Below are 24,927 nucleotides of genomic sequence, written 5' to 3' on the forward strand. Positions count from 1 at the left end.
TTTGTTACTTACTGGCAAGGTTCTCTGAAATAGCACCTTTTTTGTTACTTATGCCAATTTTTCAGGTAGCCACCATCCCCATCTGCAAGCAAGCGACATACCATACACCGGCTACCTGAAATCCAAGCGGCAACGATGTTGAAGCGTAACAAGGCAGGGCTGGGCAAATACACAATGCGAGCTCAACCATAATCCATGCGAAGCCCAAACAATACCCAACGAAAAAAAGCTGCCCTTTCGGGCAGCCTTCATTTATCTATACCAGCAGCTCACTCTTCACTCATAAAGCCACGCAATTTTTGAATGGCTTTGGCTTCAATCTGGCGGATGCGCTCAGCGGATACGCCATATTCGGCAGCCAGCTCGTGCAGGGTAAGGCCGCCGTCGTCTTGCAGCCAGCGGCTTTCCACAATGCGGCGGCTGCGGTCGTCCAGCTGGGCAAGCGCGTTTTGCAGACCTTCGGTCTGCATGGCGTAGCGGGCTTTTTGGGCAATTTGCTGGGTGGGCTCGCTGCGGGTATCAGCCAACCAGTCGATGGGCGCGTAGCTGTCTTCGTCGCTATCGCTGTTATCTGGCAGCAAAGCAATGTCTTTGCCGGTCATGCGCTGTTCCATTTCCAGCACTTCGTCCATTTTCACGCCCAAATCGTCGGCGATGGTTTGCGCTTCTTCGGGCGAGAGGGCGTTCATGCTTTTACGCATGCTGCGCAGGTTGAAGAAGAGTTTGCGCTGCGGCTTGGTAGTAGCCACGCGCACCATACGCCAGTTGCGCAGGATAAATTCGTGGATTTCGGCCTTAATCCAATGTACGGCAAAGGAAAACAGGCGGGCGCCGCGATTGGGTTCATAACGTTTTACGGCTTTCATCAAGCCGATGTTGCCTTCTTGAATCAAGTCGGCTTGGTTGAGGCCGTAGCCGTCGTAGCCGCGCGCAATGGACACAACTACGCGTAAGTGCGACAAAATCAGTTGCTTGGCGGCTTCCAAATCGCCTTGCAGCTGGCGCACGGCCAGGCTGTGCTCTTCCTCTGCCGTGAGCAGCGGGATGCTGTTCACGGTGTGAATGTATTGCTCCAAGCTGCCGTGGCCGCTGGGGATGGGCAATGCAAATGCGTTATTCATTGTTCTTTGATTCCTTTTGGTATTTTCCACCGCCTTCGGCGGCATTTATCTTTTCTGTCTCTTTAGTTACAGGGGTGATTAAACACCTATATTGTGTGATTTTGGTTTACGATAGGTTAAATTCTGTATTTTTTAAGTTCTAATTTATTTTCTATATTGCAATAACCAGCAACAACTTCGGGCAACCGTATTTATTTGCCCTCATCTTTCGGCTCGGCACTTGGCTCGCTGCTTTTTTCAGGTAGCCTTTCCTCTATTGCATCGGAAGCAGGTTTGCGCCGAGGCAGATAGCCGGCCAGCATCAGCAATACGGCCAAACACAACAAACTGCACACCAATGGCAGCGAGCCGCCCATTTTCATATACGGGGTTTCGCCACGATAGCCTTCAATGCTGCCTTCGAGCACGGTGCGAGTGTCGGGCGGAGCGAGTTTCACCACTTGGCCTTGCGGGTTGATGATGGCGGTGGCGCCAGTGTTGGTGGCGCGCACCATGTAGCGGCCAAGCTCAAGCGCGCGGGTTTGCGATATTTGCAAATGCTGGTGGATAGCATTGGAGCGGACAAACCAGCCCAAATTGCTCACGTTGGCCAGGAGGCTGGCTTGTTTGGCAGAAGCAATCAGTTCGTCGCCGAAGCCGTCTTCGTAGCACACGTTAAACGCCACACGCTGGTTGGCCAAAAGCAGCGGTGCTTGGGCGCTGCCGCCGCGCTCGAAACCGGCCAGGGGCATATTCATCATGCGGTACAGCGGCTCGGTGATGGTGGGCAAGGGCTTGTATTCGCCGAAGGGAACGAGGTGGTTCTTGGCGTAGAACGGAATGTCGTCGGGGCGGTCGGGGTGGTAATTGCTCAAGTTGATTACGGCGTTCAGGTAGCCTGTGCGCTGCTGGTTGTATTGGGCAATACCCATGGCGAGCGCACTGCCGTTGCGCTGGGCTTCGTAGGCAAATTGGTCGAGGATGCCGGGATTGTATTCCTGCAAGTCCTGCCGCATCACGGGAATGGAGGTTTCGGGCAAGATGGTGATATCAGCATGACTGTTGGCTACTTGCTCGTAGTAGCTTTGCATGGTCTCGTTCAGATAGGCGGTATCCCATTTCAGAGTTTGCGCTATATTGCCTTGCACCAATGCCACGGTGGCGCTGCTGCCATCAGGCTCGGTGAAACGCTCTTGGCGCAGCCGCCAGCCGCCGATGATGACACTGATAAGCAGCATAAGCGGCAATACCCGCCGCTTCCAGCCTTGGTTGTACAACACCAGCACCAGCCACGCGCCGCAAAAGGCACACAGCAGGGTAAGCAAGTGCAACCCGCCCACAGGAGCATAGCCGGCCAGCGGGGAAAGGTCAGCCACCTGGCTGTAGCCCAATGCACCCCAGCCGAAGCCGGTAATCGCCCGCTCGCGGGCAAATTCAGCCAGCGTCCACAATACGGGCAATAAAAGGCCAATGCGCCAGCCACGCGGTAGACGGGCTTTTTCCAGCAACCAGAAGCAGGCGGCGGGATAAAGGGCGAGATAGGCGGGCAACAGAATGGTGAGCGGCAGGGCATACAGATTGGGCAGGCCGGATATGTCGTGCAGCGCGGTGTGTATCCAATAGAACTGTGCGGCGTAGCCCACCAACCCGAAGCAGTAGGCACCAAACACGCTGTTTTGCGGCCGCAGCTCGGTAAGCCGAATCAGGGCGCCGAACAGCAGCGGCATCAGCCAAAAATGGTAATACGGCGCAAACGCCAGCGGCGTGGCGGCTGCCAGCAGCATTACCAGCGGCCAATACACATAGCGCCGACTACACCAATCCTCAAATTTCGCAACCCAATTCATGTTTTCAGGTAGCCTTGATAAAGAAGCGGCATTATATAGCCAAATCATCGCTGCATGGTGTTTTCAGGTAGCCTTTTCTGGCTAGAGGCTACCTGAAAACGCACTGGCTGAAGATAATGCGCAACGGCTTCAACCCGCAAGCCTACCAAAATAAACTTGCGCTGCCGCAGCAAGCGGGGTAGGCTTCGCCCGTTTTTAATTTGTCCTATGCAGAACTGACTATGCAACCACACCACCGCCGCGCGGTTTACGCCGGCAGTTTCGACCCCCCCACCAACGGCCACCTGTGGATGATCCGCCACGCACAGGCCATGTTTGACGAACTTGTTGTGGCCATCGGCACCAATCCCGATAAGCATGCCACCTACACACTGGAAGAGCGCAAAGCCATGTTGGTGGCAATCACTGCCGAATTCCCCAATGTGCGCGTTACCCAATTCCACAACCGATTTCTGGTTGATTTCGCCGACAGCATCCAAGCCGATTTCGTGGTGCGCGGCATCCGCAGCGCTTCCGACTATGAATACGAACGCGCCATGCGTTACATCAATGCTGACCTGCAGCCGGCCATCACCACCGTTATCTTGATGCCGCCGCGCGAATTTGCCGAAGTATCGTCCACCATGGTCAAAGGCATGGTCGGCCCGCAAAACTGGCAGAAAACCATCCGCCGCTACGTTCCCGATGCCGTGTACCGCAAAATCCTGACCGACCATGGCTGTTCGGTTGAGGATTGATACCACCACCCGCCTATCAAAGCAGGCTACCTGAAAATGGTATTGTCGGCAAAGCAGATATGCCCCTTAACCTTAGCCTTTTCAGGTAGCCTGAGTCGCCAAGAAAAATAAAGCACGATGTAATCGTGCTTTATTTTCGTCCGTCAAACCGATTGGTTTAGCGCTTGTTTTTAATACGCAGGTAATTGAGAGCCTTCAGTTCGGCCAACGCAATCGCCAGTGCTGCCTGGGCTTTAGCCATTGATTCATCATCTTTGGCCTGTTTCACACCAGCTTCGGCAGCTTTTCTAGCTTCCTCTGCCCGCGCCTGATCCAGCTCGGCACTGCGCACAGCCACGTCAGCTAAAATCATGATTTTGTGCGGCTGCACTTCCAGAATACCACCGGAAATAGCCACCAAAACCTCTTCTTCCTGCTCCGGCACCTGCAAACGCAGCACCCCAGGGCGCACCAAGCTCATAATCGGCTCGTGACGAGGGTAAATACCGAGCTCGCCGTTTAGGGTCGGCACCACGGCGAAGCTGGCTTCGCCGGAGTAGATACTCTCCTCATTGCTGACCACATCAACCTGCATGATATTCATGCTGCATTCCTCAGTTCAGGGTTTTGGCTTTTTCCACAGCCTCTTCGATGCTGCCCACCATATAGAAGGCCTGCTCCGGCAAGTGGTCGTATTCGCCGCTCAAAATAGCTTTGAAACCAGCTACGGTATCGCGCAGCGAAACGTATTTGCCGGGCGAGCCGGTAAACACTTCTGCCACATGGAAAGGCTGAGACAGGAAGCGCTGGATCTTACGGGCACGCATCACCGTCATCTTGTCTTCATCAGACAACTCGTCCATACCCAAAATGGCGATAATATCGCGCAATTCTTTGTATTTCTGCAAGGTAGATTGCACGCCACGAGCCACATCGTAGTGCTCTTGGCCGAGCACCATCGGATCGAGCTGGCGAGAAGTGGAGTCCAAAGGGTCTACCGCAGGGTAAATACCCAAGGAGGCAATATCGCGGCTCAATACTACAGTCGCATCCAAGTGGGCAAACGTAGTGGCAGGGGACGGGTCGGTCAAGTCGTCAGCCGGTACATATACAGCTTGGATAGAAGTGATGGAGCCGGTTTGGGTGGAGGTAATACGCTCCTGCAAACGACCCATTTCTTCAGCCAAAGTTGGCTGATAACCCACAGCAGAAGGCATACGGCCAAGCAGAGCCGACACTTCGGTACCGGCCAGAGTATAGCGGTAGATATTATCCACAAAGAACAATACGTCACGGCCTTTGCCGTTTTCGTCTTTTTCGTCACGGAAGTATTCAGCCATCGACAAACCAGTTAGAGCAACACGCAAGCGGTTACCAGGAGGCTCGTTCATCTGGCCATACACCATTGCCACTTTATCCAACACGTTGGAGTCTTTCATTTCGTGGTAGAAGTCGTTACCTTCACGAGTACGCTCACCCACGCCAGCGAATACGGAAAGACCACTGTGCGCTTTGGCAATGTTGTTAATCAGCTCCATCATGTTCACGGTTTTGCCCACACCGGCACCGCCAAACAGACCCACTTTACCACCTTTAGCAAACGGACAAAGCAAATCGATCACTTTAATGCCTGTTTCCAACAATTCAGTAGTGCTGGAGAGTTCGTCGAACTTAGGTGCAAATTGATGAATAGCACGGGTTTGGCCAGAACCGATCGGACCTTGTTCGTCCACGGGGTTGCCCAGAACGTCCATGATGCGGCCTAGGGTGGCTTTCCCCACCGGCACAGTAATCGGTGCACCAGTATTTTGCACAGCCAAGCCACGTTTCAAACCGTCTGTACTACCCATCGCAATGGTACGGACAACGCCGTCACCAAGCTGCTGCTGTACTTCCAGCGTCAAATCAGTATCAACCAGTTTGAGTGCATCGTAAACACGCGGAATGGCGGTACGCGGAAACTCCACGTCGACTACCGCACCAATAATTTGTACGATTTTGCCTTGGTTCATTTATCTATCCTAAATATTCAAATCTGCCTGCTCTGCCCACCTATACTGCAGCGGCACCGGCTACAATTTCCGACAGTTCAGTAGTAATCGCTGCCTGACGGGATTTGTTGTAAATCAGGCGTAATTCCTTAATTGCGTTGCTTGCGTTATCCGTAGCGGCCTTCATTGCTACCATACGGGCAGACTGCTCGGAAGCCATGTTTTCACACAAAGCCTGATACACCACCGATTCCAAATAGCGGCGTACCAAATATTCCAACACCAAAATTGGCGACGGCTCATAAACATATTCTCGGCCGTATTCTTCTGCTTCCGATATTTCGTTCAGCACATTGTGACCGATAGGCAGCAAGGTCTCCAAATTTGGCTCTTGGCGCATGGTATTGATAAATCTAGAATACACCAAGTGCACAATATCCAAGCCACCATCAGCATAACGCTGAAACACTTCAGTCAGCGAACCAAGCAGCACTTCCATTTTCGGAGTGTCACCCAGATTCACCGCACTGGCCACCACATTGAGGCCTGCACGATTACAGGCAGCTAAGCCTTTACTACCGAAGCAGATAACCTCCACTTCCACGCCCTGCTGCTGATACTCTTGCACCTGCCCCAAAAACTTCTTCAGCAAATTGGCATTCAACCCGCCACACAAGCCCTTGTCAGTAGTGATCAAGATGAAACCGGCACGTCGAATGTTTTCTCGGCTTTCCAAGATTGGCAACTGCTTATGCTCAGTTTCTACCTGCGCCAAGTGGCTCATCACTATACGCACTTTCTCGGCATAAGGCCGTGCCAAACGCATTCTGTCCTGCGTTTTCCGCATTTTGGAAGTCGATACCATCTGCATGGCTTTGGTAATCTTCTGTGTATTCTGTACACTGCGGATTTTTGTGAGGATTTCTTTCCCTACTGCCATTTCAGACTTTTCCTTTTCTGCGGTTTAAGCCGAGTAGTTGCGGGAGGCTTTAAATGTGCTGATAGCTTCGGTCAAAACTTGCTCGTTCTCATCACTCATCACGCCCTGCTGATTGATTTGATCCAGCACATCGGCGTGCTGCGTACGCATATAGCCCAAGAAGTCAGCCTCAAACGCTAATGCCTTAGATACCGGCACATCTTCGTAAGAGCCTTTGTTAATCGCCCACAAGGTCAAAGCCATTTCAGCAATACTCATGGTGCTGAATTGTTTTTGCTTCATCAATTCAGTAACCACTTCACCATGTTGCAACTGCTTGCGGGTAGCCTCGTCCAAATCAGAAGCAAATTGAGAGAATGCTGCCAATTCACGATATTGAGCCAAAGCTAAACGGATACCACCACCCAGTTTTTTAATAACTTTGGTTTGGGCAGAACCGCCTACGCGAGATACGGAAATACCTGCGTTAATGGCCGGGCGGATGCCTGAGTTGAACAAATCAGTTTCCAAGAAAATCTGACCATCAGTAATAGAAATTACGTTAGTCGGCACGAAAGCAGACACGTCACCGGCTTGGGTCTCGATAATCGGCAATGCAGTCAATGAGCCAGTTTTCCCTTTTACTTCACCGTTTGTACGTTTTTCTACCTCATCAGCATTGATGCGTGCAGCTCGTTCCAGCAGACGACTGTGCAGATAGAAAACGTCACCTGGATAAGCTTCACGACCAGGCGGGCGGCGCAACAGCAAAGAAATTTGACGATAGGCAACAGCTTGTTTAGACAAATCATCATACACAATCAACGCATCTTCGCCACGATCGCGGAAATACTCGCCCATCGTGCAACCAGAATACGGAGCAATAAACTGCAGAGCCGCTGCTTCAGAAGCAGTTGCCGCCACCACAATGGTATGCTCCATTGCGCCATGCTCTTCCAGTTTGCGTACTACGTTAGCAATAGAGGAGGCTTTTTGCCCGATTGCCACATAAATACAGATAACACCGGTGCCTTTTTGATTGACAATCGCATCCAATGCAACAGCTGTCTTACCAGTTTGACGGTCGCCAATAATCAATTCACGCTGGCCACGACCAATCGGTACCATAGAATCCACTGATTTCAAGCCAGTTTGCATTGGCTGATCTACGGATTGGCGTGCAATTACACCTGGAGCGATTTTCTCAATCGGCGCAGTTTCTTTAGCGTTAATAGGACCCTTGCCATCAATCGGCTGACCCAGGGCATTCACAACACGGCCAACTAGCTCTCGACCAACCGGCACTTCCAAAATACGACCGGTACATTTAACTTGATCACCTTCTTTAATATGCTCGTACTCGCCCAATACAATCGCACCAACCGAGTCACGCTCCAAGTTCATGGCCAAGCCGAACGTGTTGCCGGGGAACTCTAACATCTCACCCTGCATTACATCCGACAATCCGTGTACACGCACGATACCGTCGGTCACAGAAATCACACCCCCATAGGTGTTGGCTTCCTGTTTTACATTCAGGTTTTCAATTTTAGATTTTAACAACTCACTGATTTCAGCAGGATTAAGCTGCATGAAACTCTCCTAATTTATCATGGCCGTATACAGGTTTTTCAACTTCCCCCGCACGGACAAGTCCAAAACTTTATCTCCAACTTCAATTTTGATACCACCAATCAGCTCGGGCACCACCTTTAAAGTAGCCTCCAGCTTGTGGCCAAATTTCTGCTGGCAATCACTTACCACCTTGGCGAACTGTCCTTCACTCATCGGGAAGGCACTGTAAATTATAGCCTTCTGTATATGGTCTTTTGCCAGTACCAATGCTTGATATTGGTTATAGACTTCTGGCAAAACTGTCAATCTACCACCTTCAGCCAGCACATACAGAAAATTTTTGAAATCCGTATATTGCGGCGCCTGGATATCGTCCAGCAATCCAATCAAGGCATCCGCCTTCTGGTGAGGAGCAATGCCAGCATCATCCAGCAACGTGGTAAGCTTAGGTTGTCCGACAGCCCACGCCAAATCTTTCAGCTTCTGCAGCCAAAGTTCAACTTGGCCTTTTTCAGATGCCAATTCAAATAATGCTTTAGCATACGGCCTAGCAATGGTGGCAAGTTCAGCCATAGTTTTACAGCTCCTGCTTCAACATACCCAGCAAGTGGGCATGTTTATCGGCATTAATCTCGCTGCACAGAATCTGTTCAGCACCTTTAACTGCCAGCGCAGCCACCTGCTCACGCAGAGCTTCGCGTGCCCGATTAACTTCCTGCTCCACATCGGCCTTAGCCTGCGCAGCAACACGAGCAGCCTCATCAGAGGCCTGCTTTTTAGCATCCTCAACGATTTGAGAGGCGCGTTTCTCTGCATTAGTGATGATTTCGGCAACTTGATCACGACCTTCAGCCATGAGTTCAGCCACACGCTTTTCAGCCTGTTCGAAATCACTTTTTCCACGCTCGGCAGCAGCCAAGCCTTCGGCAATTTTGCTGGCACGCTCATCTAAAGCCTTGGCAATGGGTGGCCACACGAATTTCACGGTGAACCACACCAGCAGGCAAAAGACGATTATTTGTATGATTAAAGCTGAATTAATATTCACTTTACTCAACCTTCACAGTTAGGGTTAAAACAAACGTCAAAAGTTTGTGTAATCTTAACCTGCAACTGCCGGGGCAAACGGATTCACGAAGGCGAACAGCAAAGCAACAGCCACGCCGATCAAGAATGCCGCGTCGATCAAACCGGCAATCAGGAACAATTTGGTTTGCAGCGGTTCAATCAGCTCAGGCTGGCGAGCAGAAGCCTCCAGATACTTTGAGCCCACGAATGCGATACTGGCCGCAGCAGCCACAGCACCGAACGCAACAATCAGGCCGCAAGTGATGGCCAATGCACTATTCAAATCCATTTAAAACTCCTTATCTAAAAGTGAAAGTTAAACTACTACAAAAAACAACAAACTACTAATGGGAACTATGCGCTTGGCCGATATAAACAAAAGCCAAAGCAACGAAAATAAACGCTTGCAACACAATAACCAGAATATGGAATACTGCCCAAATAAATCCAGCCAAGATATGGAAGAACGCCAGCACTGGGTCAATCCAGGTAACTGCTTCACCCGGCATCGCCCAAGCACCACCCAGCATGGCAATCAGCAAAAACACCAACTCACCGGCATACATATTACCGAACAGTCGCATGCCGTGCGAAATGGTTTTGGAAGAAAATTCCACCAGATTCAAAATAAAATTGAACGGAGCCAGCCAAATACCAAACGGCGCGGCAAACAGTTCATGAATCCAGCCGCCCAACCCTTTAATTTTGATATTGAACAGAAAGCAGGTAAGCAGCACGCCAATTGACATGCCTAAGGTAATATTCAAATCTGCGGTCGGCACCACACGCAGTAGGGCATGATGATTACCAGTTACATGCTGCCAAATCCACGGCAACAAATCTACCGGCAATAAGTCCATAGTATTCATCAGGACAATCCAAACAAACAGCGCCAAACCCAACGGCGCCACTGTTTTACGCGATTGCTCGTTGTGAATAATACCCTTGCACAGATTATCGATAAACTCGAACAAGATTTCTATAGCAGCTTGAAAACGCCCCGGCACCCCTGGCGTCGCCTTGCGAGCGGCATACCACATTGCCAGCGACCCGAGAATCGCCAAAAAAGCCGCAATAAAAAGGGAATCCAAATTGACAACCGAGAAATCGGCAATATTTCGCAGACCCTGCCCTTTGCTCACATCCGACAAACTGGTCAAGCTTTGTAAATGGTGCTTGATGTAGTCGGCTGCACTCATGCTTTCACCGGCCATACTTCTTAACCTTCAAAAATATCAATAACACCGCATGACTCACCGCGCCCAGCCCGACAATAAACGGGACGAACACGATGTGTTGGCGATAAAAAACGAACACCAGCGTCATTAACACGAGCGCCAGTACTATTTTTAAACTTTCTCCCAGCCAGAATGCGCTGCCACTCCATTTCGGAAACTTCAGGAAAAACCTTAAAACCAGTACCGCCAAGATGGTGGGCACGGTATAACACAAACAACCCAGCGCTGCCGACTTGGCTGCAACCGTACCGGAAAACACCCAAAAAACAGCAACAAGTATCGCCGTGATTACCAATTGGAGATAAATTGTTGCCGCCATACATCCATCTTCATACACTAAATGTTAGCTTTTTAAATATAAGCAAAAACGCCAACAAAGTCAAGAAAAATGTTAATTCTTGTCAAACAATATCAATATTCAAAGCATTACTAAGGCTACCTGAAAACCATACAGACATAACTTTCAAGCACCTAAAACCTCAGACAAACCTTTGCTCAATCAGGCAACTTCACATCCAGCTGCTGCATCAACCGCGCAAAGGTTTCCGGGCTGTCGAAATGCAACACCACCTTCCCGCGCTTGTGGTTGGCCGTTTGCACTTCTGCGCGCACGCCCAATTTTTCCGTAAGCGCCTCATTCAGGTAGCGTATATCCGGACTGACAGTTTTGGGTTTTTTCTCCTGCGGTGTCTGTTGCGCCAGCTGGCTGCGCCGTTCCACCTCGCGCACCGACCAGCCGTTTTTCACCGCCTTCTGCGCCAAGGAAAGCTGCTCCATCACTGGCAGCGACAACAAAGCCCGCGCATGCCCCATTTCCAGCTGGCGCAAAAACAGCATTTCCTGCACCGGCTCGGGCAGAGCCAACAAACGCAGGCTGTTCGACACCGCACTGCGGCTGCGCCCTACTGCCTTGGCCACGGTTTCGTGCGTAAGGCCGAATTCGTCCACCAAACGCTTCAAACCCTGCGCCTCTTCAATCGGATTGAGGTTTTCGCGCTGGATATTTTCAATCAAGCCCATCGCCAGCGCCTCTTCGTCGCCAATGCTCTTAATCACCACTGGAATTTCGGTCAACCCCGCCAGCTGACTGGCACGCCACCGGCGCTCGCCGGCAATCAGTTCGTATTGCGACAAGCCGTGCTCGCGCACGATAACCGGCTGGATCACGCCCTGCGCTTTAATCGAATCGGCCAGCTCCTGCAGGCCTTCGTCGTCCATTTGCGAACGCGGCTGATAGCGCCCAGGCTTGATGTCGCGCACCGGCACGCTGGTCAGCCTGTCGCCGCTGCTGTCGCCCACCGCACCGGCCAACAAAGAATCCAAGCCCCGGCCGCCGAGGCCGCTTTTCGGTTTTGCCATTTATCTGTTTCCTAATCCAGTTATTTTTTCAGGTAGCCTCTAAGGTAAGGAAGAAGGCTACCTGAAAACTTTCAATTCGCGCATTTTAGCACAGCGCCCATGCCGCTAAAAATCGCCCCACAAGGCCTGCATCGCCGCCAATGCCGCCAGCGCCGCCGTTTCAGTGCGCAACACCCGTGCGCCGAGCTGCACCGCCTGAAACCCATACGAGCGTGCCAAATCCTCTTCTTCTGCCGTCAACCCGCCTTCCGGCCCAATCAGCAACACCGCGCTTTGCGCCGGCGGCAGGCTGCACAGCGGCACACCGCCGTGCGGGCTCAACAACAGCCGCGCGCCCGAATCGGCCGGCAGCGCAGCCAGCACCTGCGACAAATCGGCAATCGGCGCCACCGGCGGCACTTCGTTGCGCCCGCATTGCTCACAGGCCGATACAGCAATTTCCTGCCAGCGCCGCACCTTTTTCTCCGCCCGCTCGCCCGAAAGCCGTACATTCGAGCGCATGGAAACCGCCGGCACGATGCGTTTCACCCCCAATTCTGTGCCCTTTTGCACTGCAAAATCCATCTTTTCCGAAGCCGACACCGCCTGAATCAGCGTAACCGCCAGCGGCGATTCGCGCGATTCCATGAGCAATCGATCCACCCGCGCCAACGCCTGTTTGCGCCCGATTTCCAGCAATTCCGCCTGCGCCGCCTGTCCCCGGCCGTCAAACAACACCAGCGGCTCACCCGCCTGCAAGCGCAGCACTTGGATATGCCGGCACACATTTTCAGGTAGCCTCAGCACCTCGCCGGCAACAAAAGTTTGCGGAACATAAAAACGCGGCATCTGTTGTTTACCCCGAAAAATGGTTAATATCCCGTTTCTATCAGAAAAGCATCGGGAAGGAAAGATTTTGCTCAACCGTTTAGCAGAACTGGTTCGCGAAGTGGCGCAAACCGCCGTAATGCCGCGTTTCCTCAACGCCGCCGTCAGCACCAAAAGCGACGGCACCCGCCTCACCGAAGCCGACCTGCACGCCCAAGCCCTGTTTGCCCAAAAACTGCCGCAAATCATCGACTGCCCGATGCAGGGCGAAGAAATGAGCGCCGAAGAGCAGCATGCCATGTGGCAACACGCCACAACCGGGCTGTGGGTGGTCGACCCTATCGACGGCACCAACAACTTCATCAACGGCCTACCGCACTTCGCCCTCTCCGTGGCCTATATCCGCCACGGCCGCGCCCAGCTAGGAGCCATTTTCCACCCCATGATGCAGGAAATGTTCACTGCCGAACGCGGTCACGGCGCACATCTCAACGGCCGCCCCCTGCCCTTACGTAACACACCGAAAAAACTGCATGAATCTATTGCCGGCGTGGAAGTGAAATATCTGCGTTCAGGCAAACTCGCCAACCGCATGCAAACCCTCCACCCCTTCGGCTCGCAGCGCAGTATGGGCTCCAGCACGCTCGACTGGTGCTACCTCGCCGCCGGCCGCTACGACCTCTACCTGCACGGCGGCCAAAAACTGTGGGACTACGCCGCCGGCGCCCTGATCTACGAAGAAGCCGGCGGCCGCCTGGCCACGCTAGAAGGAGACGACTTCTGGAGCGGCGAACACGTTTTCAAACGCTCCGTTATCGCCGGCCTGCAGCCCGACCTGTTCGACCGCTGGTTGGCCTGGATTCGGGCGAATCAATAGGCAGAAAGGCTACCTGAAACATGCTGCACACCCACACCCTCTTCCGTAATTCCAACCTATATAAAATCGAGTTCTCCCCTAGCGGACGAGATGTCGATTTACACTTCACTGATACCATCACAGGTAAAAACATGGCGGATTAAATTATTTTTCGATACAAGATGACGAGCGACAAGCATCAATCGAAGCCAACTCACCATATAGTGGATTAAATTTAAATCAGGACAAGGCGGCGAGCCGCAGACAGTACACACGTTACGGCAAGGCGAGCCAACGCTGTACTGGTTTAAATTTAATTCACTATAACCACAGGCTACCTGAAACCATCCACACCCTTTCAGGTAGCCTGTTCTCCCACAAAAAAAGCTGCCCATTAAGGCAGCTTTTCCATTTTCATCATACCGGCTTAGCGGCGGCGTTGCTGGCGGTTGCCGCGAGCCGGAGCGGCTTGGCGGCTCACTTGGCAGTTTTCCAGCACGGTTGTGAGGTTTACCGGGTTGCCGGCATCATCCACACTCTGTGCCTGCAGCAGGCCGATGGCGTTGGTGGTGGCTACGTTGGCAGGGGTGGCTTTGCCGGTTACCCAAATCACGCCTTCGCCATAATAGCTGTTTTGCTGCTGGCCGTTGCTGTCGTTGAGCACGCGCCACAGGCCGGGGGAAACTTTATCGTTGATTTTCAGCTGCGCTACCACCAAGGTGCCGCTCTTGATACCGTACATGGCGCCCACTTTTTGCTGCTGGCCGTTACCGGCTTGGCAGGTGTAGTGCACTTCTACGGTTTTGTCGATGCTGTCCACTTGGGCTACCTGAATCTTGCCAATGGCAGCAGTAGCTTCACCGTTGCCTTGCTGCGCTTGCTGACCCTGCTGGGTTTGCGGCTGATTGCCTTCCGGGGCTTTGCTGCTGGAACAGGCGCTCAGTGCCAATACGGCGATGGCGGCGGGGATGACTAATTTGCTGTTCATAGGAACTCCTTCAATTGGTTGGGAAACGCGCTGCGGTAAGCTGTTCAGGCAGGCGCGAACAGGCCGCATTGTAACAAAAGCCCGCCCTGCTTGCCCGCATGTTCGTGTTAATAAACATTAAATCATGTGGCGACAATATGTTAGCCAAATTTCTTAGGCTGCTTGGAGGCTACCTGAAAAATCTGCTGCGTATCTAAATCCAGCGCGGTAAGCTGGCCGCCCCACAGCGCGCCGGTATCGATGCCGCATACCTGCTCGCCGCGATACAGGCCGAGTGCCGACCAATGGCCGAATACGGTTTGATAACCAAGGGTTTGCCGCCCGGGCGCACGGAACCAGGGCATGAGGTCGGATGGCATTTCGGGCAGGGTGGCTTTGTAGTCGAAATCCATGCGGCCGTCGCAGTGTAGGGCGCGCATGCGGGTGAACACATTGGTGGCGAAGCGCAGGCGTTCGGTTTCGTTATCGGCGCAGTCGCTCTCGGGCTTGTTGCCATACATATGGGCAAAAAACCAATCGGGGCGGCTTTGCAAGGCGGCGGCCACTTCGGCGGCACGCTGCTGCGCGGTTTCAGCCGTCCATTGCGGCCAAATGCCGGCGTGCACGATCAGGTTGTTGCCGTGTTGCAGCATCAGGGGCTGGTGCCGCAGCCAATCGAGCAGCACTTGGCGGTCGGGGGCATCGAGGATGTCGGCCACCGTGTCGCTGCGTTTGAGCTTGCCGTGCCCATGGGCAATAGCCAAGAGATGGAGGTCGTGGTTGCCGAGCACGGTGCGGATGCTGCTTTCGTGCTGCTTGATGTAGCGCAGGCAGTCGAGGGATTGGGGGCCGCGGTTGACGATATCGCCTACCAGCCAAAGGGTGTCGCGGCCGTGGTTGAAGCCGATGTGGGCGAGCAGTTCTTGAAATTCGGCGAAACAGCCTTGCAGGTCGCCGATTGCGTAGTGTGCCATGATGTTTGTGTTAGAGGAGATTTATAGTGGGTCAGATAAAGCGAAAGGCTACCTGAAAACGCAAGCTGCAGCAGTTTTCAGGTAGCCTTTATTATGCTTAGGCGTTCAGCACCACCACGCCTTCCACTTCCACTAGCACACCTTTAGGCAGGGCAGACACCTGCACGGCGGCGCGGGCGGGGAAAGGTTCGTGGCAGTATTCGCCCATGATTTGGTTGAAGGTGGCGAAGTTGGAAAGGTCGGTGAGGTAGGCGTTGAGTTTCACCACATCAGCAAAGCTGCCGCCGGCGGCTTCAATCACGGCTTTGAGGTTTTCAAACACTTGGCGGGTCTGTTCGGCAAAGCCGCCTTCCACCACCTGCATGGTGGCGGGCACCAGCGGAATCTGGCCGCTCAAATAAATGGTATCGCCGGCGCGCACGGCTTGGGAATAAGCACCGATGGCGGCGGGAGCGTGGTCGGTATGGATAATGGTTTTGGCCATGATGAAACTCCTTTGAGTCGGTTGTTGGGAAGAGCTTGATTATATCGCCAACACCAATGACAAACCAAACAGGCAGCCGCAGCGCATGCAAAAGGCTACCTGAAAATCGATTTCCCCTTTTCAGGTAGCCTTTGGCCGCAACAGCCCTATCGCCGCCGCAGCAATACCCCGCTCTCAATATGCGGCGTAAACGGGAATTGGTCGAACAGCGCGGCGCGTTCGATGCCGTGGGTTTGTGTGAGCGTGGCGAGGTTGGCGTGCAGGGTTTCCGGATTGCAGGAAACGTAGATGATGTTGTCGAAATTCTGCAGCAGGCGCAAGGTGGCATCGTCTATGCCGGCGCGCGGCGGATCGACAAACACGGTGGAAAACGCATAATCCGCCAGCCCGATGCCCTGCTCCTGCAAGCGGCGGAAACGGCGCACGCCCTGGTAGGCCTGGGTGAACTCTTCGGCGGAAAGCCGCGCCAGGCGGATGTTGGCCGCACCGTTGGCTTCGATATTCCACTGCGCCGCCTGCACCGAGGTTTTCGACAATTCCGTGGCCAGCACGCGGCGGAAATAACGCGCCAGCGGCAGGGTGAAATTGCCGTTGCCGCAATAAAGCTCCAGCAAATCGCCGCCCAGCCCCGCCGCCGCGCCGCAGGCCCAATCCAGCATTTTCTGGCACACCAGCGCATTGGGCTGGCTGAAGCCGCCTTCGTATTGGCGGTAGAGCCAATCGCGCCCGTCAGCATGCAGGCGTTCGGTAACGAAATCCTGCGCCAACACCAGCTTCTGCCCGCGGCTGCGGCCGATAATCATGATGCCCAATTCGCGCTGCAATCGCGCCGCGGCCGCCTGCCATTGCCCGCACAGCCGCTTGTGGTAAATCATGCCCACCAGCATATCGCCGCTCAGGGTGGACAAAAATTCGCACTGATACCACCGCTCCCGCAACAACAGATCGGCCTGTACGGCAGCCAGCAATCGGGGCATCACGGCATTAATCGCGGCAGAAGCGGCAGGCAGGGAATCGATCCGGCGCAACGAGGCCGAACCCGCCTTCTGCCCGGGCTCGAACATGGCATAGCTGATGCTGTCGCCATCGTGCCAAACCCGAAATTCGGCACGCATCCGATAATGCTTTTCAGGCGAAGCAAACACCTGCCATTCCGGTGGGGAAAATTCGGTAAAACGCTGTTTCAGGTAGCCTGCTTTTTGTTGCAGCTGGGCGGTGTATTCAGGGCTGGGCTGGGTCATGGTGGGCGTGGGGAGTAGAAAGTAAAGGTGGGGATTATAGCGGGAAAGAGGGGGCTACCTGAAGGCTAGCCTCTAAGCAACTCGATTGATTTCAGGCAAGATTTAACGTTGCAACAGATAGTTATAAAACTCAATCTTACAGACATTTCTGACATAGAAAGCACTAGCATCGTTTGGCAGTATTTTTATCTGCAAATCATTATAAAAACACTATTTTCTTTTTCACATATTCTTCAACATAATCATCATTATTTCTTGCTTTAAAATACTCAGCATCACATTTCCCATAAATCGGTATATATCGCCTATCTGCTCGGGATAAGCTATTTCCATTTTCAGAAACAAACACTTTGAAATCAAACTCAGAGCTTACCCCCTCTCCGGCAGCATCCGTGTTGACATCAATATAGCCATCGACAATATCTTGGATTAGAACCTAGTTCTACGTTATTAATGTGGCTTAATGAAAAATGGAATTCGATGATTTCCTTATCTTCATCAATATACACCTCGATTAGATTCACTTTGCTGCTAATCAGATTAACAGTAGACAACACCGCATTTATATAGATTTTGTCTCTTAAAGAGCTACCTCTATCCATTACGCCACCTTTTTAAACACATCCCTGAATTCCGCTTACACCAAAATATTGAGAAATTGAGAATATGCCACGTATTTCCGGCGTACTCCCGAGCGCAATTGCTCTTGGCTACCGATTTTCAGCTCTGCAAACACCGTATTTCAGCCAACCTTGCCACTACACCGCTATTCCAACACACTCAGCCCGGGCAAATCGGCGAAGCCGCGGTCGCGGATGATTTGGCAGAAGTTATCGAGGTAGCTTTTATGCGTATCATCGCTGCGCATACCGGCATAGAGCTCGCTGGTGAGCGGGGGGCTGCCGATGGTGCGGGCGACGATATAGCCTTTTTCCAGATAGGGCATCACCGTCCAATACGGCAGGGCGGCAATACCGCGGCGGCTGGCCACCAGCTGGATGATGGCGATGGTGAGCTCGCTGTGGCGGCGCGGCGGGTTGATGCCGGCGGGCAGCAGGATTTTTCGCAGCAAATCAAGCATATCATCGGGAACGGGATAGGTAATCAGGGTTTCGGCGGCGAAATCCTGCGCCTGCCACACGGGTTTGGCCGCCAGAGGATGATCTTGGGCGCAGATGCCCACCATTTCGTAGGCAAACAGTGGCTGGTAACGGATGCCTGCCTGCGGCACGGCTTCGGACACGATGGCCAAATCGGCGCGGTGTTGCAACAAGAGCCCCACCGGGTCGGCCTGGAAGCCGGACACGATATCGAGCTCCACCTTCGGCCACAGCGGGCGGAAATCGCTCATGGCGGGCATAAGCCAGTCGAAACAGGTGTGGCATTCCACCGCCAGCCGCAACTCGCCCGCACCGCCACCGGCAATCTGCGCCAGATCGCGCTCGGCAGCGGCCAGATGCGGCATCACTTCGCGCGCCAGCTGCAACAGCCGCTCGCCGGCAGGCGTGAAATGCAGGGGGGTGGTTTTGCGCTCGAACAGCGGCGTGCCGAAGTGGTTTTCCAAGGCGCGGATTTGGTGCGACAGGGCGGATTGGGTAAGGAACACGCGTTTGGCGGCCAGGGAAACGCTACCGGTTTCAGCCAGGGCGAGCAGGGTTTTTAGGTGGCGCAGTTCGATGATGGATTCCATGTTTCAGGTAGCCTTTGGGGTAGGTCGGCAGGGGGTGCCGACATGTTGTTTTATCTGCCTTTTTGGCTTTCAGGTAGCCTCTGCCAAGGATGAGGCTACCTGAAAATTTAATCTCAATCCGTTTCCGCCATTTCCAGCGCCTGTTTGATGTCCACCGCCACGATGCGGGACACGCCTTTTTCCTGCATGGTAACGCCGATGAGCTGCTCGGCCATTTCCATGGTGAGGCGGTTGTGGGAAATATACAGGAACTGGGTTTGGGCGCTCATTTCTTTCACCAGATTGCAGAAGCGGGCGGTGTTGGCGTCGTCCAGCGGGGCATCCACTTCGTCCAGCAGGCAGAAGGGGGCGGGATTAAGGCTGAACAGGGCGAACACGAGGCTCATGGCGGTGAGGGCTTTTTCACCGCCGGAGAGCAGGTGGATGGTGCTGTTTTTCTTGCCGGGCGGGCGCGCCATGATGGATACACCGGCGGTGAGCAAATCGTCGCCCACCATGTGCAGGCTGGCTTCGCCGCCGCCGAACAGGGTAGGGAAGAAGGTTTGCACTTTTTGATTGATGGCATCGAAGGTGGCTTGAAAGCGCTGTTTGGTTTCGCCATCGATTTGGGCGATGGCTTCTTCCAGCAGCGCGATGGCGGATTGCAGGTCGGCGCGTTGGTTTTGGTAGTAGCCGTCGCGCTCGCGGGCTTCGGCCAATTCGTCGAGCGCGGCCAGGTTCACCGCGCCGAGGGCTTGGATGCGGCGGGAAATGCTGTCGATTTGCTGCGGCCAGTCGGTTTTCAGGTAGCCTGCCTGCTGTTCGGCTTCGAGCGCGGCGATATCGGCTTGGCGCGCCAATAAGTTATCGTGGAAGCGTTTGGCGTTGAGCAGGGCTTCCTGCTGCTGCAACAAGGCAGTTTGGGCGGCCTGCTGCCATTGCGGCAGCTCGGCGGCCAGCGCCTGCTGGCGGGCGTATTGCTGCCTGCCCTGCTCTTGGGTTTCGGCCAGTTCGGCGGCAGCGGCTTGGATTTGCTCTTCCAGCGTGAAGGCGGCTTCGGCCAGTTCTTCCAGCTGCAAGCGTTGTTCGTCTTCGCTGTCTTCGGCGTAGGTGAGGGCGAGCTCGCTCTGGCGGTGCTGCCAATCGGCTTTTTGCTGCACCAGCGCGGCCATGCGGGCGGCGAGGTTTTGCAGCTGCTGGGTTTGGCGGTGGGCTTCGATTTCGGCGGCGCTGCGGCGGCGGTCGGCTTCGAGCACGGCTTGGCGGGCTTGGCGCAGGGCTTGCTGTGCCTGCTGGCTGTGTTCGGCTTGGGCGCGGCTCTCTGCTTCCAGCTCGGGTAGGCGCTCTTCGAGGACGGCGGTCTCTTCGGCCAGAATTTCGGCGGCACACGCCAGCTCTTCCGCCTCCTGCGCCAGCTGTGCCTGTTCTTGGGCAATGTGTTCGCGCCGTTGCCCGGCTTGTGCGGCACGGGCGGCAAGCGCACCAGCCTGCTGTTGGGCGGCGGCCAGCTCGGCGGCAAGGCGGCGTTGCTCGGTTTGGGCCTGGCGCAGCTCGGTTTCGGCTTGGGCTTGCTGCTGCGCCAGTTTTTCGGCTTCGGTTCGGGCTAGCTGAAACTGCGGCTGCCATTCGGCCAAGGCTGCGGTGATTTCGTCGTGGCGGGCGCGGTGGCGCATTTGCTGGCTGCCGCTGTCGGCATGATGCAGCAGCACGCCGAGGCGGTCGATGCGGTGGCCTTGCGGGGTGAGCCATTCTTGGCCGGGCTCGAGGCGGCTGCGGTGTGCCAGCGCGTAATCCAAATCAGGGGCGCACAAGATGCCTTCGAGCCAGTGGGCTAAGGCTACCTGAAAAGGCGGCTCGGCTTGGATTTGGTGGATCAGCGCCTGAGCCGGGCTGGCGGCGCGGTGGGCATGGGCTTCGCGGTCGAACCAGGCGGCGGGGGATTCGGGCAACGGCGACGGCGGCTGGAAATCAGCGGGCAGCGCGCGGGCGTTGAGCCGCTCGCCCAGCACAGCGGCCAGCGCGCCCTGCCATGCTTCGGGCACGCGGATGTGCTGCCACAAGGCGGGGGCATCGGCTTGCTCGCTGCCCTGCCAGAAGTTGTGGCGGGCGTTGTCGGCCAGCAAGGCGGCGAGGATTTTCTGCTCGGCCTCGGCGGCGAGGATGCGGCGTTCGTGTTCCTGTTCGCGTTCGCGGGCGGCGGTGAGGGCGGTTTTCAGGTAGCCTGTTTGCTCTTCGAGCCGTTGCAGTTGCTTCTCTCCCTGTTGGTATTGGGCGGCGAGGGTGTCGGCTCGGGCTTGGGCGGCGGCGGTGTCCTGCCCGGCATCGCTTTGTAGGGCGGCGGCTTCCTGCTGCAAACGGGCTTGACGCTCTTGCAGCCGGCTGATGCTTTGGCGGCTGTGTTGCAGCTGCTGTTGCTTCAGGGCGAGCTCACGGCGGAGGCGGGCGGCTTCGTCATGCCGGCTGTGCTGCTGATCGGCAGCCTGCTGCTGGGCGGTTTCCAGCTCGGGCAGTTGCTCTTCGAGGGCGGCGGCTTCGATGGTGAGCAGCTCAAGCTGCATCTGTTGCTGCTTGGCGGCCTGTTCGGCAGCGGCGTGCTGCTGTTGCAGCTCGGCGTGTTCGCTGTCGATTTTCTGGATGGCGGCTTGGGCGGCGGCCTGTTCGCGTTCGAGGCGCTGACGTTGGCTCTGCCGCGAGCGGATTTGCTCTTCGAGACGGGCGGTTTGCTCGCGCAGCAAGGCGTGTTGCTGGTTGAGCCGGTATTGCTCAGCCTGCTGGTGCTGTTCGGTTTGGCGCAACACTTGCACGGCATCGTTCATGGCTTGGTTTTGCCGGGCGAGTTCGTCTTGCCGCTCGCGGGCGCGTTCGTGTTCGGCGGCGGCGCGGTCGGCGGCGGCAAGCGTGTGCCGCCATTGGGCGAAGTCGTGGCAGTTTTGCGCTTGGTTGAGCTCGGCGGTGAGGCTGCGATAGCGTTCGGCAGCGGCGGCCTGGCGTTGGAGTTTTTCCACTTGTCGGCCGAGTTCGGACTGCAGGTCGCCGAGGCGTTGGAGGTGTTCGCGGGTGTCGCGCAGGCGGTTTTCGGTTTCGCGGCGGCGTTCTTTATATTTGGATACGCCGGCGGCTTCTTCGATGTGGGCGCGCAACTCTTCGGGGCGGGCTTCGATGATGCGGGCAATCATGCCCTGTTCGATCACGGCATAGCCGCGCGCGCCGACACCGGTGCCGAGGAAGAGGTCGGTGATGTCGCGGCGGCGCACTTGCTGCCCGTTGATGTAGTAGCTGGATTCGCCTTGGCGGGTGAGCTGGCGGCGGATGCTGATTTCGCCGTATTGCCCCCATGCGCCCTGCAGGCTGCCGTCGGCATTGCTGAACACCAGCTCCACGGAGGCGCGGGGCGCGGGGCGGCGGGTGGCGGCGCCGTTGAAAATCACGTCTTGCATGCTCTCGCCGCGCAGCTGCTTGGCCGAGGCTTCGCCCAGCACCCAGCGCACGGCATCGATAACGTTGGATTTGCCGCAGCCGTTGGGCCCGATTACGGCCACCAGCTGGCCGGGCACGTGGATGGTGGTGGAGTCGGTAAAAGATTTGAAGCCGGCAAGTTTGATGTGGGTGAGGCGCATGAAAAATAATGAAAAAGCGGAATGCCGTATTTTAAAAGAAAGGCGGTGAGGCAGGCTACCTGAAAAAGGCTACCTGAAACAGGAAGAAGGTTTCAGGTAGCCTTTTGCTGTATCTTCCTGCGCCGTCTGGCGCGCCGATACCAAGCAATACTGAGCCCAAGCCAGCCTGCTCCGGCCACGGTGGCAGCGCGTGTCCATAGGCGGGCATACAGCCGCCAGTTTTCGGTTTCCTCCTGCGGGCTGAAGGCGGCGCGGTAGAGCCGCTCGCTGCCGTCTTTGGTGTAGGCGAGCTCGGTAATCACATGGTAGCTCAGCCAATGGGCTTGGGTAAAACTCTGCACGGGCAGGTTTTCTTCGCGCTGCCAAATGTTTTCATCATATTGGCACAACGGATCGGCCAAGTTGCGGCAATCCAAATTAAGTTGCTTGCCTTCGGCGGTGCGGATGCGGCCGACTACGTGGAGATTGTCGTCATCGTCATACCATTGACGCCGCCTCAGCTCAGCGGCGGCATGATGCGTATAGGCCACCGGAACGCCCAACTGCCGCTGCCGCTTGTGCCACTCGGCCGAAGTGACCAATGCGCCCATACCCAGCCCGGCAGCCAGCAGCATACCGATCAGCCAAAGCCCGGGCAGGCTGAACCAAGCTTTCGCAAGATCGCGGTTCAGACGTTCCCTTTCCTGATGCATCCGCCGTATGGTGTGGAAAAAATTGCCCATTTGCTTTCTTAGATTACGCTGGCCGATATAGTGGATTAACAAAAATCAGGACAAGGCGGCGAGCCGCAGACAGTACACACGTTACGGCAAGGCGAGCCAACGCTGTACTGGTTTTTGTTAATCCACTATAGTATAGCGAAACTGGCAAGATAAGCCACGCATAGGCTCGAGGCTACCTGAAAGCCGCCGGTTGCCCAACCGCAAACCACCCGCCAAACGATAGATTTGCTTTTGCCAAACGATAGCATTTTGTAATACAATGCAAACCTGAGTAATTGCTCATTTTCCAGTTAAATCAATGGATAAGCAAAAGAAAACCGTTACAGTGATGGTGCTGGACGAGCACCGCACCGAAACCTTCGTTATCGCTGAATCTCGGCTGCGCGCCATCAAACCCACCATCATCGGCCTTTCCCTGGCCACGGTGGCGCTTTTGGCCGCGCTGTTGGCTTTGGGTTGGCACTACTACCAAAGCTACAGCCAATTTGCGCAACAGCAACAGCAAACCCAAGCACTCAATCAGCAAATCGAAGACTTGAAAGAAGCCCGCTCCGCCGAAGTAAACGCCAAGCTCAACCAGCTCGCCCAATCCGAAAAAGCCGTGGCCGATCTGCAAAACTACCTGCGCCAGCGCGGCGCAAACGTGCCTGCGCCCAAACCGGCGGCATCATCCGAGCCCGGCAAACCCATCAGCCAAGCCGGCGGCCCGCGCAATATTCTGCCGCCAGCAGACACGCCCGAATTCAGCCAAACTATTGAAAACCTGCTTAAGGCTGCCAACAACGTGCCGCTTGGCCGCCCTGCGCAAGGTGGGCTCTCTTCCGGCTTCGGCCCCCGGCATAACCCGTTTAACAGCAAAGGCAGCGAGTTTCACCATGGCTTAGATTTTCGCGGCAACGTCGGCGACCCCGTACGCGTTACTGCCAACGGCACAGTGGAATTTGCCGGCACCATGAATGGCTACGGCCAAGTGGTGAAAGTGCGCCACGGCTACGGCTACAGCACTGTGTATGGCCATTTATCGCACATCGACGTGCAGCCCGGCCAAACGGTTAAAGCCGGCGACCTCATCGGCAAAATCGGCTCCACCGGCCGCTCTACCGGCCCGCACCTGCACTACGAAGTGCGCCTCAATAACGAGCCGCACGACCCTGCCACCTTCCTCAGCCTCGCAAGATAAAACTGCGCGGCCTTCCATTTCCATTCAATCCGCGGAGAAACAACCATGTTTAAAGATAAAAAAGACCGTTCCCAGCCCGCCGCCGCCCCCAGCACCATCGACACCATCATCGGCGCACAATGCCGGATTCAGGGCGACATCCTCAGCCAGCAATCGGTGAAAATCGACGGCCAAATCCAAGGCAACGTGCAAGCCGGCGGCACCGTCATCGTTGGCGACAAAGGTGCGGTGAACGGCGACATCCGCGGCAGCGATCTGATCGTATTCGGCAAAACCGAAGGCCTGATCGAAGTGAAAAAACTCCACCTCAAACCCAACGCCCGCGTAACCGGCAATATCCGCACCCAATCACTGCAAGTGGAAGACGGCGCCGTTTACACCGGCGATATCCGCATGGATCGCAACGTTGGCAACGCCACCCTCCCCCCGGCTGGCAGCACCCCGGAAAAAGCCATTCCTGCACCGGCAGATAAGTTGGCCAATAAATAGTTGGCCCTATCTGAGCCAACATAAAAGGCTATCTGAAAGTTTCAGGTAGCCTTAATTAGTCATTTTAAATATGAGTAGCAGGCAGTAGGGCTTGCTAATATATAGTTC

At 55.1% G+C, this 24,927-nt stretch carries 25 protein-coding genes; 5 read left to right on the forward strand and 20 right to left on the reverse strand.

Features of this window, described 5'->3' with window-relative positions; all coding sequences use genetic code 11:
• Positions 1 to 269 precede the first annotated feature (269 nt).
• Together rpoH and lnt are read right to left on the reverse strand one after the other, a co-directional pair.
• Entirely contained in the window at positions 270 to 1,121 is an 852-nt protein-coding gene (gene rpoH / locus ACO6EE_RS00845; RefSeq protein WP_485958642.1) for an RNA polymerase sigma factor RpoH, read from the reverse strand.
• A 191-nt stretch (positions 1,122 to 1,312) separates the two neighbouring features.
• Positions 1,313 to 2,947: an apolipoprotein N-acyltransferase gene (lnt, locus tag ACO6EE_RS00850; RefSeq protein WP_485958643.1), complete on the reverse strand. Its 1,635-nt coding sequence runs from the start codon at positions 2,945 to 2,947 to the stop codon at positions 1,313 to 1,315.
• 221 nt (positions 2,948 to 3,168) lie between these two features.
• Here lnt and coaD point away from each other — a divergent pair, with 221 nt between their 5' ends.
• Complete coding sequence (coaD, locus tag ACO6EE_RS00855) at positions 3,169 to 3,684, forward strand: pantetheine-phosphate adenylyltransferase (RefSeq protein ID WP_485958644.1); 516 nt, start codon at positions 3,169 to 3,171, stop codon at positions 3,682 to 3,684.
• A gap of 157 nt (positions 3,685 to 3,841) precedes the next feature.
• Here coaD and ACO6EE_RS00860 read toward each other — a convergent pair whose 3' ends face one another.
• From ACO6EE_RS00860 to ACO6EE_RS00910, 11 genes are all read right to left on the reverse strand, one after another.
• Entirely contained in the window at positions 3,842 to 4,267 is a 426-nt protein-coding gene (locus tag ACO6EE_RS00860) for a F0F1 ATP synthase subunit epsilon (RefSeq protein ID WP_485958645.1), read from the reverse strand.
• A gap of 10 nt (positions 4,268 to 4,277) precedes the next feature.
• Positions 4,278 to 5,675 carry a F0F1 ATP synthase subunit beta gene (gene atpD, locus ACO6EE_RS00865; protein ID WP_070630162.1) on the reverse strand — a complete coding sequence of 466 codons (1,398 nt, stop codon included), beginning with the start codon at positions 5,673 to 5,675 and terminating at the stop codon, positions 4,278 to 4,280.
• 40 nt (positions 5,676 to 5,715) lie between these two features.
• Positions 5,716 to 6,594 (reverse strand): F0F1 ATP synthase subunit gamma, encoded by an 879-nt coding sequence (atpG, locus tag ACO6EE_RS00870; protein WP_003823560.1) that lies wholly within the window; start codon positions 6,592 to 6,594, stop codon positions 5,716 to 5,718.
• 24 nt (positions 6,595 to 6,618) lie between these two features.
• Entirely contained in the window at positions 6,619 to 8,166 is a 1,548-nt protein-coding gene (gene atpA / locus ACO6EE_RS00875; RefSeq protein ID WP_485958646.1) for a F0F1 ATP synthase subunit alpha, read from the reverse strand.
• Positions 8,167 to 8,175: 9 nt separating this feature from the next.
• Entirely contained in the window at positions 8,176 to 8,721 is a 546-nt protein-coding gene (locus tag ACO6EE_RS00880) for a F0F1 ATP synthase subunit delta (protein ID WP_485958647.1), read from the reverse strand.
• A 4-nt stretch (positions 8,722 to 8,725) separates the two neighbouring features.
• Positions 8,726 to 9,196 carry a F0F1 ATP synthase subunit B gene (locus ACO6EE_RS00885; protein ID WP_485958648.1) on the reverse strand — a complete coding sequence of 157 codons (471 nt, stop codon included), beginning with the start codon at positions 9,194 to 9,196 and terminating at the stop codon, positions 8,726 to 8,728.
• 54 nt (positions 9,197 to 9,250) lie between these two features.
• A complete protein-coding gene (atpE, locus tag ACO6EE_RS00890; RefSeq protein WP_003823565.1) occupies positions 9,251 to 9,505 on the reverse strand; it encodes a F0F1 ATP synthase subunit C in 255 nt (84 codons plus the stop codon).
• Positions 9,506 to 9,560: 55 nt separating this feature from the next.
• Positions 9,561 to 10,430: a F0F1 ATP synthase subunit A gene (atpB, locus tag ACO6EE_RS00895; protein ID WP_485958649.1), complete on the reverse strand. Its 870-nt coding sequence runs from the start codon at positions 10,428 to 10,430 to the stop codon at positions 9,561 to 9,563.
• Positions 10,420 to 10,773, reverse strand: coding sequence for an ATP synthase subunit I (locus tag ACO6EE_RS00900; RefSeq protein WP_485958650.1), 354 nt, complete (start codon positions 10,771 to 10,773; stop codon positions 10,420 to 10,422). The genes atpB and ACO6EE_RS00900 overlap by 11 nt, the downstream gene beginning before the upstream one ends.
• A gap of 176 nt (positions 10,774 to 10,949) precedes the next feature.
• Complete coding sequence (locus ACO6EE_RS00905) at positions 10,950 to 11,813, reverse strand: ParB/RepB/Spo0J family partition protein (protein ID WP_485958651.1); 864 nt, start codon at positions 11,811 to 11,813, stop codon at positions 10,950 to 10,952.
• Between the two features lie 105 nt (positions 11,814 to 11,918).
• On the reverse strand, positions 11,919 to 12,641 hold the full coding sequence (locus ACO6EE_RS00910; protein WP_485958652.1) for a 16S rRNA (uracil(1498)-N(3))-methyltransferase: 723 nt from the start codon (positions 12,639 to 12,641) through the stop codon (positions 11,919 to 11,921).
• A 67-nt stretch (positions 12,642 to 12,708) separates the two neighbouring features.
• Here ACO6EE_RS00910 and ACO6EE_RS00915 point away from each other — a divergent pair, with 67 nt between their 5' ends.
• Both ACO6EE_RS00915 and ACO6EE_RS00920 read left to right on the forward strand, forming a co-directional pair.
• Positions 12,709 to 13,497 carry an inositol monophosphatase family protein gene (locus ACO6EE_RS00915; protein WP_485958653.1) on the forward strand — a complete coding sequence of 263 codons (789 nt, stop codon included), beginning with the start codon at positions 12,709 to 12,711 and terminating at the stop codon, positions 13,495 to 13,497.
• A 20-nt stretch (positions 13,498 to 13,517) separates the two neighbouring features.
• Positions 13,518 to 13,640 carry a hypothetical protein gene (locus ACO6EE_RS00920; protein WP_485958654.1) on the forward strand — a complete coding sequence of 41 codons (123 nt, stop codon included), beginning with the start codon at positions 13,518 to 13,520 and terminating at the stop codon, positions 13,638 to 13,640.
• Positions 13,641 to 13,903: 263 nt separating this feature from the next.
• Here ACO6EE_RS00920 and ACO6EE_RS00925 read toward each other — a convergent pair whose 3' ends face one another.
• The 7 genes from ACO6EE_RS00925 to ACO6EE_RS00955 all read right to left on the reverse strand — a co-directional run bounded on the left by ACO6EE_RS00925 (position 13,904) and on the right by ACO6EE_RS00955 (position 23,150).
• Positions 13,904 to 14,464 (reverse strand): hypothetical protein, encoded by a 561-nt coding sequence (locus tag ACO6EE_RS00925; RefSeq protein WP_485958655.1) that lies wholly within the window; start codon positions 14,462 to 14,464, stop codon positions 13,904 to 13,906.
• Positions 14,465 to 14,604: 140 nt separating this feature from the next.
• Complete coding sequence (locus ACO6EE_RS00930) at positions 14,605 to 15,417, reverse strand: symmetrical bis(5'-nucleosyl)-tetraphosphatase (protein WP_485958656.1); 813 nt, start codon at positions 15,415 to 15,417, stop codon at positions 14,605 to 14,607.
• A 97-nt stretch (positions 15,418 to 15,514) separates the two neighbouring features.
• Entirely contained in the window at positions 15,515 to 15,901 is a 387-nt protein-coding gene (locus tag ACO6EE_RS00935; RefSeq protein WP_064085072.1) for a RidA family protein, read from the reverse strand.
• A gap of 146 nt (positions 15,902 to 16,047) precedes the next feature.
• Positions 16,048 to 17,142, reverse strand: a complete 1,095-nt coding sequence (gene trmA / locus ACO6EE_RS00940; RefSeq protein ID WP_485958657.1) for a tRNA (uridine(54)-C5)-methyltransferase TrmA — start codon at positions 17,140 to 17,142, stop codon at positions 16,048 to 16,050.
• Between the two features lie 766 nt (positions 17,143 to 17,908).
• Entirely contained in the window at positions 17,909 to 18,832 is a 924-nt protein-coding gene (locus ACO6EE_RS00945) for a LysR family transcriptional regulator (protein ID WP_485958658.1), read from the reverse strand.
• A 113-nt stretch (positions 18,833 to 18,945) separates the two neighbouring features.
• Positions 18,946 to 22,428 (reverse strand): chromosome segregation protein SMC, encoded by a 3,483-nt coding sequence (gene smc / locus ACO6EE_RS00950; protein WP_485958659.1) that lies wholly within the window; start codon positions 22,426 to 22,428, stop codon positions 18,946 to 18,948.
• Between the two features lie 92 nt (positions 22,429 to 22,520).
• Positions 22,521 to 23,150 carry a hypothetical protein gene (locus ACO6EE_RS00955; RefSeq protein WP_485958660.1) on the reverse strand — a complete coding sequence of 210 codons (630 nt, stop codon included), beginning with the start codon at positions 23,148 to 23,150 and terminating at the stop codon, positions 22,521 to 22,523.
• Between the two features lie 298 nt (positions 23,151 to 23,448).
• On the opposite strand from ACO6EE_RS00955, the gene ACO6EE_RS00960 reads away from it, so the two are divergent.
• Positions 23,449 to 24,330: a M23 family metallopeptidase gene (locus ACO6EE_RS00960; protein ID WP_485958661.1), complete on the forward strand. Its 882-nt coding sequence runs from the start codon at positions 23,449 to 23,451 to the stop codon at positions 24,328 to 24,330.
• A 45-nt stretch (positions 24,331 to 24,375) separates the two neighbouring features.
• A complete protein-coding gene (locus tag ACO6EE_RS00965) occupies positions 24,376 to 24,819 on the forward strand; it encodes a bactofilin family protein (protein ID WP_485958662.1) in 444 nt (147 codons plus the stop codon).
• Positions 24,820 to 24,927 lie beyond the last annotated feature (108 nt).

Source organism: Eikenella sp. (assembly GCF_057315495.1).

Coding starts and splice junctions, on each gene's coding strand:
- rpoH (WP_485958642.1), bottom strand. CDS start 1,121: ATGAATAACGCATTTGCATTGCCCATCCCCAGCGGCCACGGCAGCTTG.
- lnt (WP_485958643.1), bottom strand. CDS start 2,947: ATGAATTGGGTTGCGAAATTTGAGGATTGGTGTAGTCGGCGCTATGTG.
- coaD (WP_485958644.1), top strand. CDS start 3,169: ATGCAACCACACCACCGCCGCGCGGTTTACGCCGGCAGTTTCGACCCC.
- ACO6EE_RS00860 (WP_485958645.1), bottom strand. CDS start 4,267: ATGAATATCATGCAGGTTGATGTGGTCAGCAATGAGGAGAGTATCTAC.
- atpD (WP_070630162.1), bottom strand. CDS start 5,675: ATGAACCAAGGCAAAATCGTACAAATTATTGGTGCGGTAGTCGACGTG.
- atpG (WP_003823560.1), bottom strand. CDS start 6,594: ATGGCAGTAGGGAAAGAAATCCTCACAAAAATCCGCAGTGTACAGAAT.
- atpA (WP_485958646.1), bottom strand. CDS start 8,166: ATGCAGCTTAATCCTGCTGAAATCAGTGAGTTGTTAAAATCTAAAATT.
- ACO6EE_RS00880 (WP_485958647.1), bottom strand. CDS start 8,721: ATGGCTGAACTTGCCACCATTGCTAGGCCGTATGCTAAAGCATTATTT.
- atpE (WP_003823565.1), bottom strand. CDS start 9,505: ATGGATTTGAATAGTGCATTGGCCATCACTTGCGGCCTGATTGTTGCG.
- atpB (WP_485958649.1), bottom strand. CDS start 10,430: ATGGCCGGTGAAAGCATGAGTGCAGCCGACTACATCAAGCACCATTTA.
- ACO6EE_RS00900 (WP_485958650.1), bottom strand. CDS start 10,773: ATGGCGGCAACAATTTATCTCCAATTGGTAATCACGGCGATACTTGTT.
- ACO6EE_RS00905 (WP_485958651.1), bottom strand. CDS start 11,813: ATGGCAAAACCGAAAAGCGGCCTCGGCGGCCGGGGCTTGGATTCTTTG.
- ACO6EE_RS00910 (WP_485958652.1), bottom strand. CDS start 12,641: ATGCCGCGTTTTTATGTTCCGCAAACTTTTGTTGCCGGCGAGGTGCTG.
- ACO6EE_RS00920 (WP_485958654.1), top strand. CDS start 13,518: ATGCTGCACACCCACACCCTCTTCCGTAATTCCAACCTATATAAAATC.
- ACO6EE_RS00925 (WP_485958655.1), bottom strand. CDS start 14,464: ATGAACAGCAAATTAGTCATCCCCGCCGCCATCGCCGTATTGGCACTG.
- ACO6EE_RS00930 (WP_485958656.1), bottom strand. CDS start 15,417: ATGGCACACTACGCAATCGGCGACCTGCAAGGCTGTTTCGCCGAATTT.
- ACO6EE_RS00935 (WP_064085072.1), bottom strand. CDS start 15,901: ATGGCCAAAACCATTATCCATACCGACCACGCTCCCGCCGCCATCGGT.
- trmA (WP_485958657.1), bottom strand. CDS start 17,142: ATGACCCAGCCCAGCCCTGAATACACCGCCCAGCTGCAACAAAAAGCA.
- ACO6EE_RS00945 (WP_485958658.1), bottom strand. CDS start 18,832: ATGGAATCCATCATCGAACTGCGCCACCTAAAAACCCTGCTCGCCCTG.
- smc (WP_485958659.1), bottom strand. CDS start 22,428: ATGCGCCTCACCCACATCAAACTTGCCGGCTTCAAATCTTTTACCGAC.
- ACO6EE_RS00955 (WP_485958660.1), bottom strand. CDS start 23,150: ATGGGCAATTTTTTCCACACCATACGGCGGATGCATCAGGAAAGGGAA.
- ACO6EE_RS00960 (WP_485958661.1), top strand. CDS start 23,449: ATGGATAAGCAAAAGAAAACCGTTACAGTGATGGTGCTGGACGAGCAC.
- ACO6EE_RS00965 (WP_485958662.1), top strand. CDS start 24,376: ATGTTTAAAGATAAAAAAGACCGTTCCCAGCCCGCCGCCGCCCCCAGC.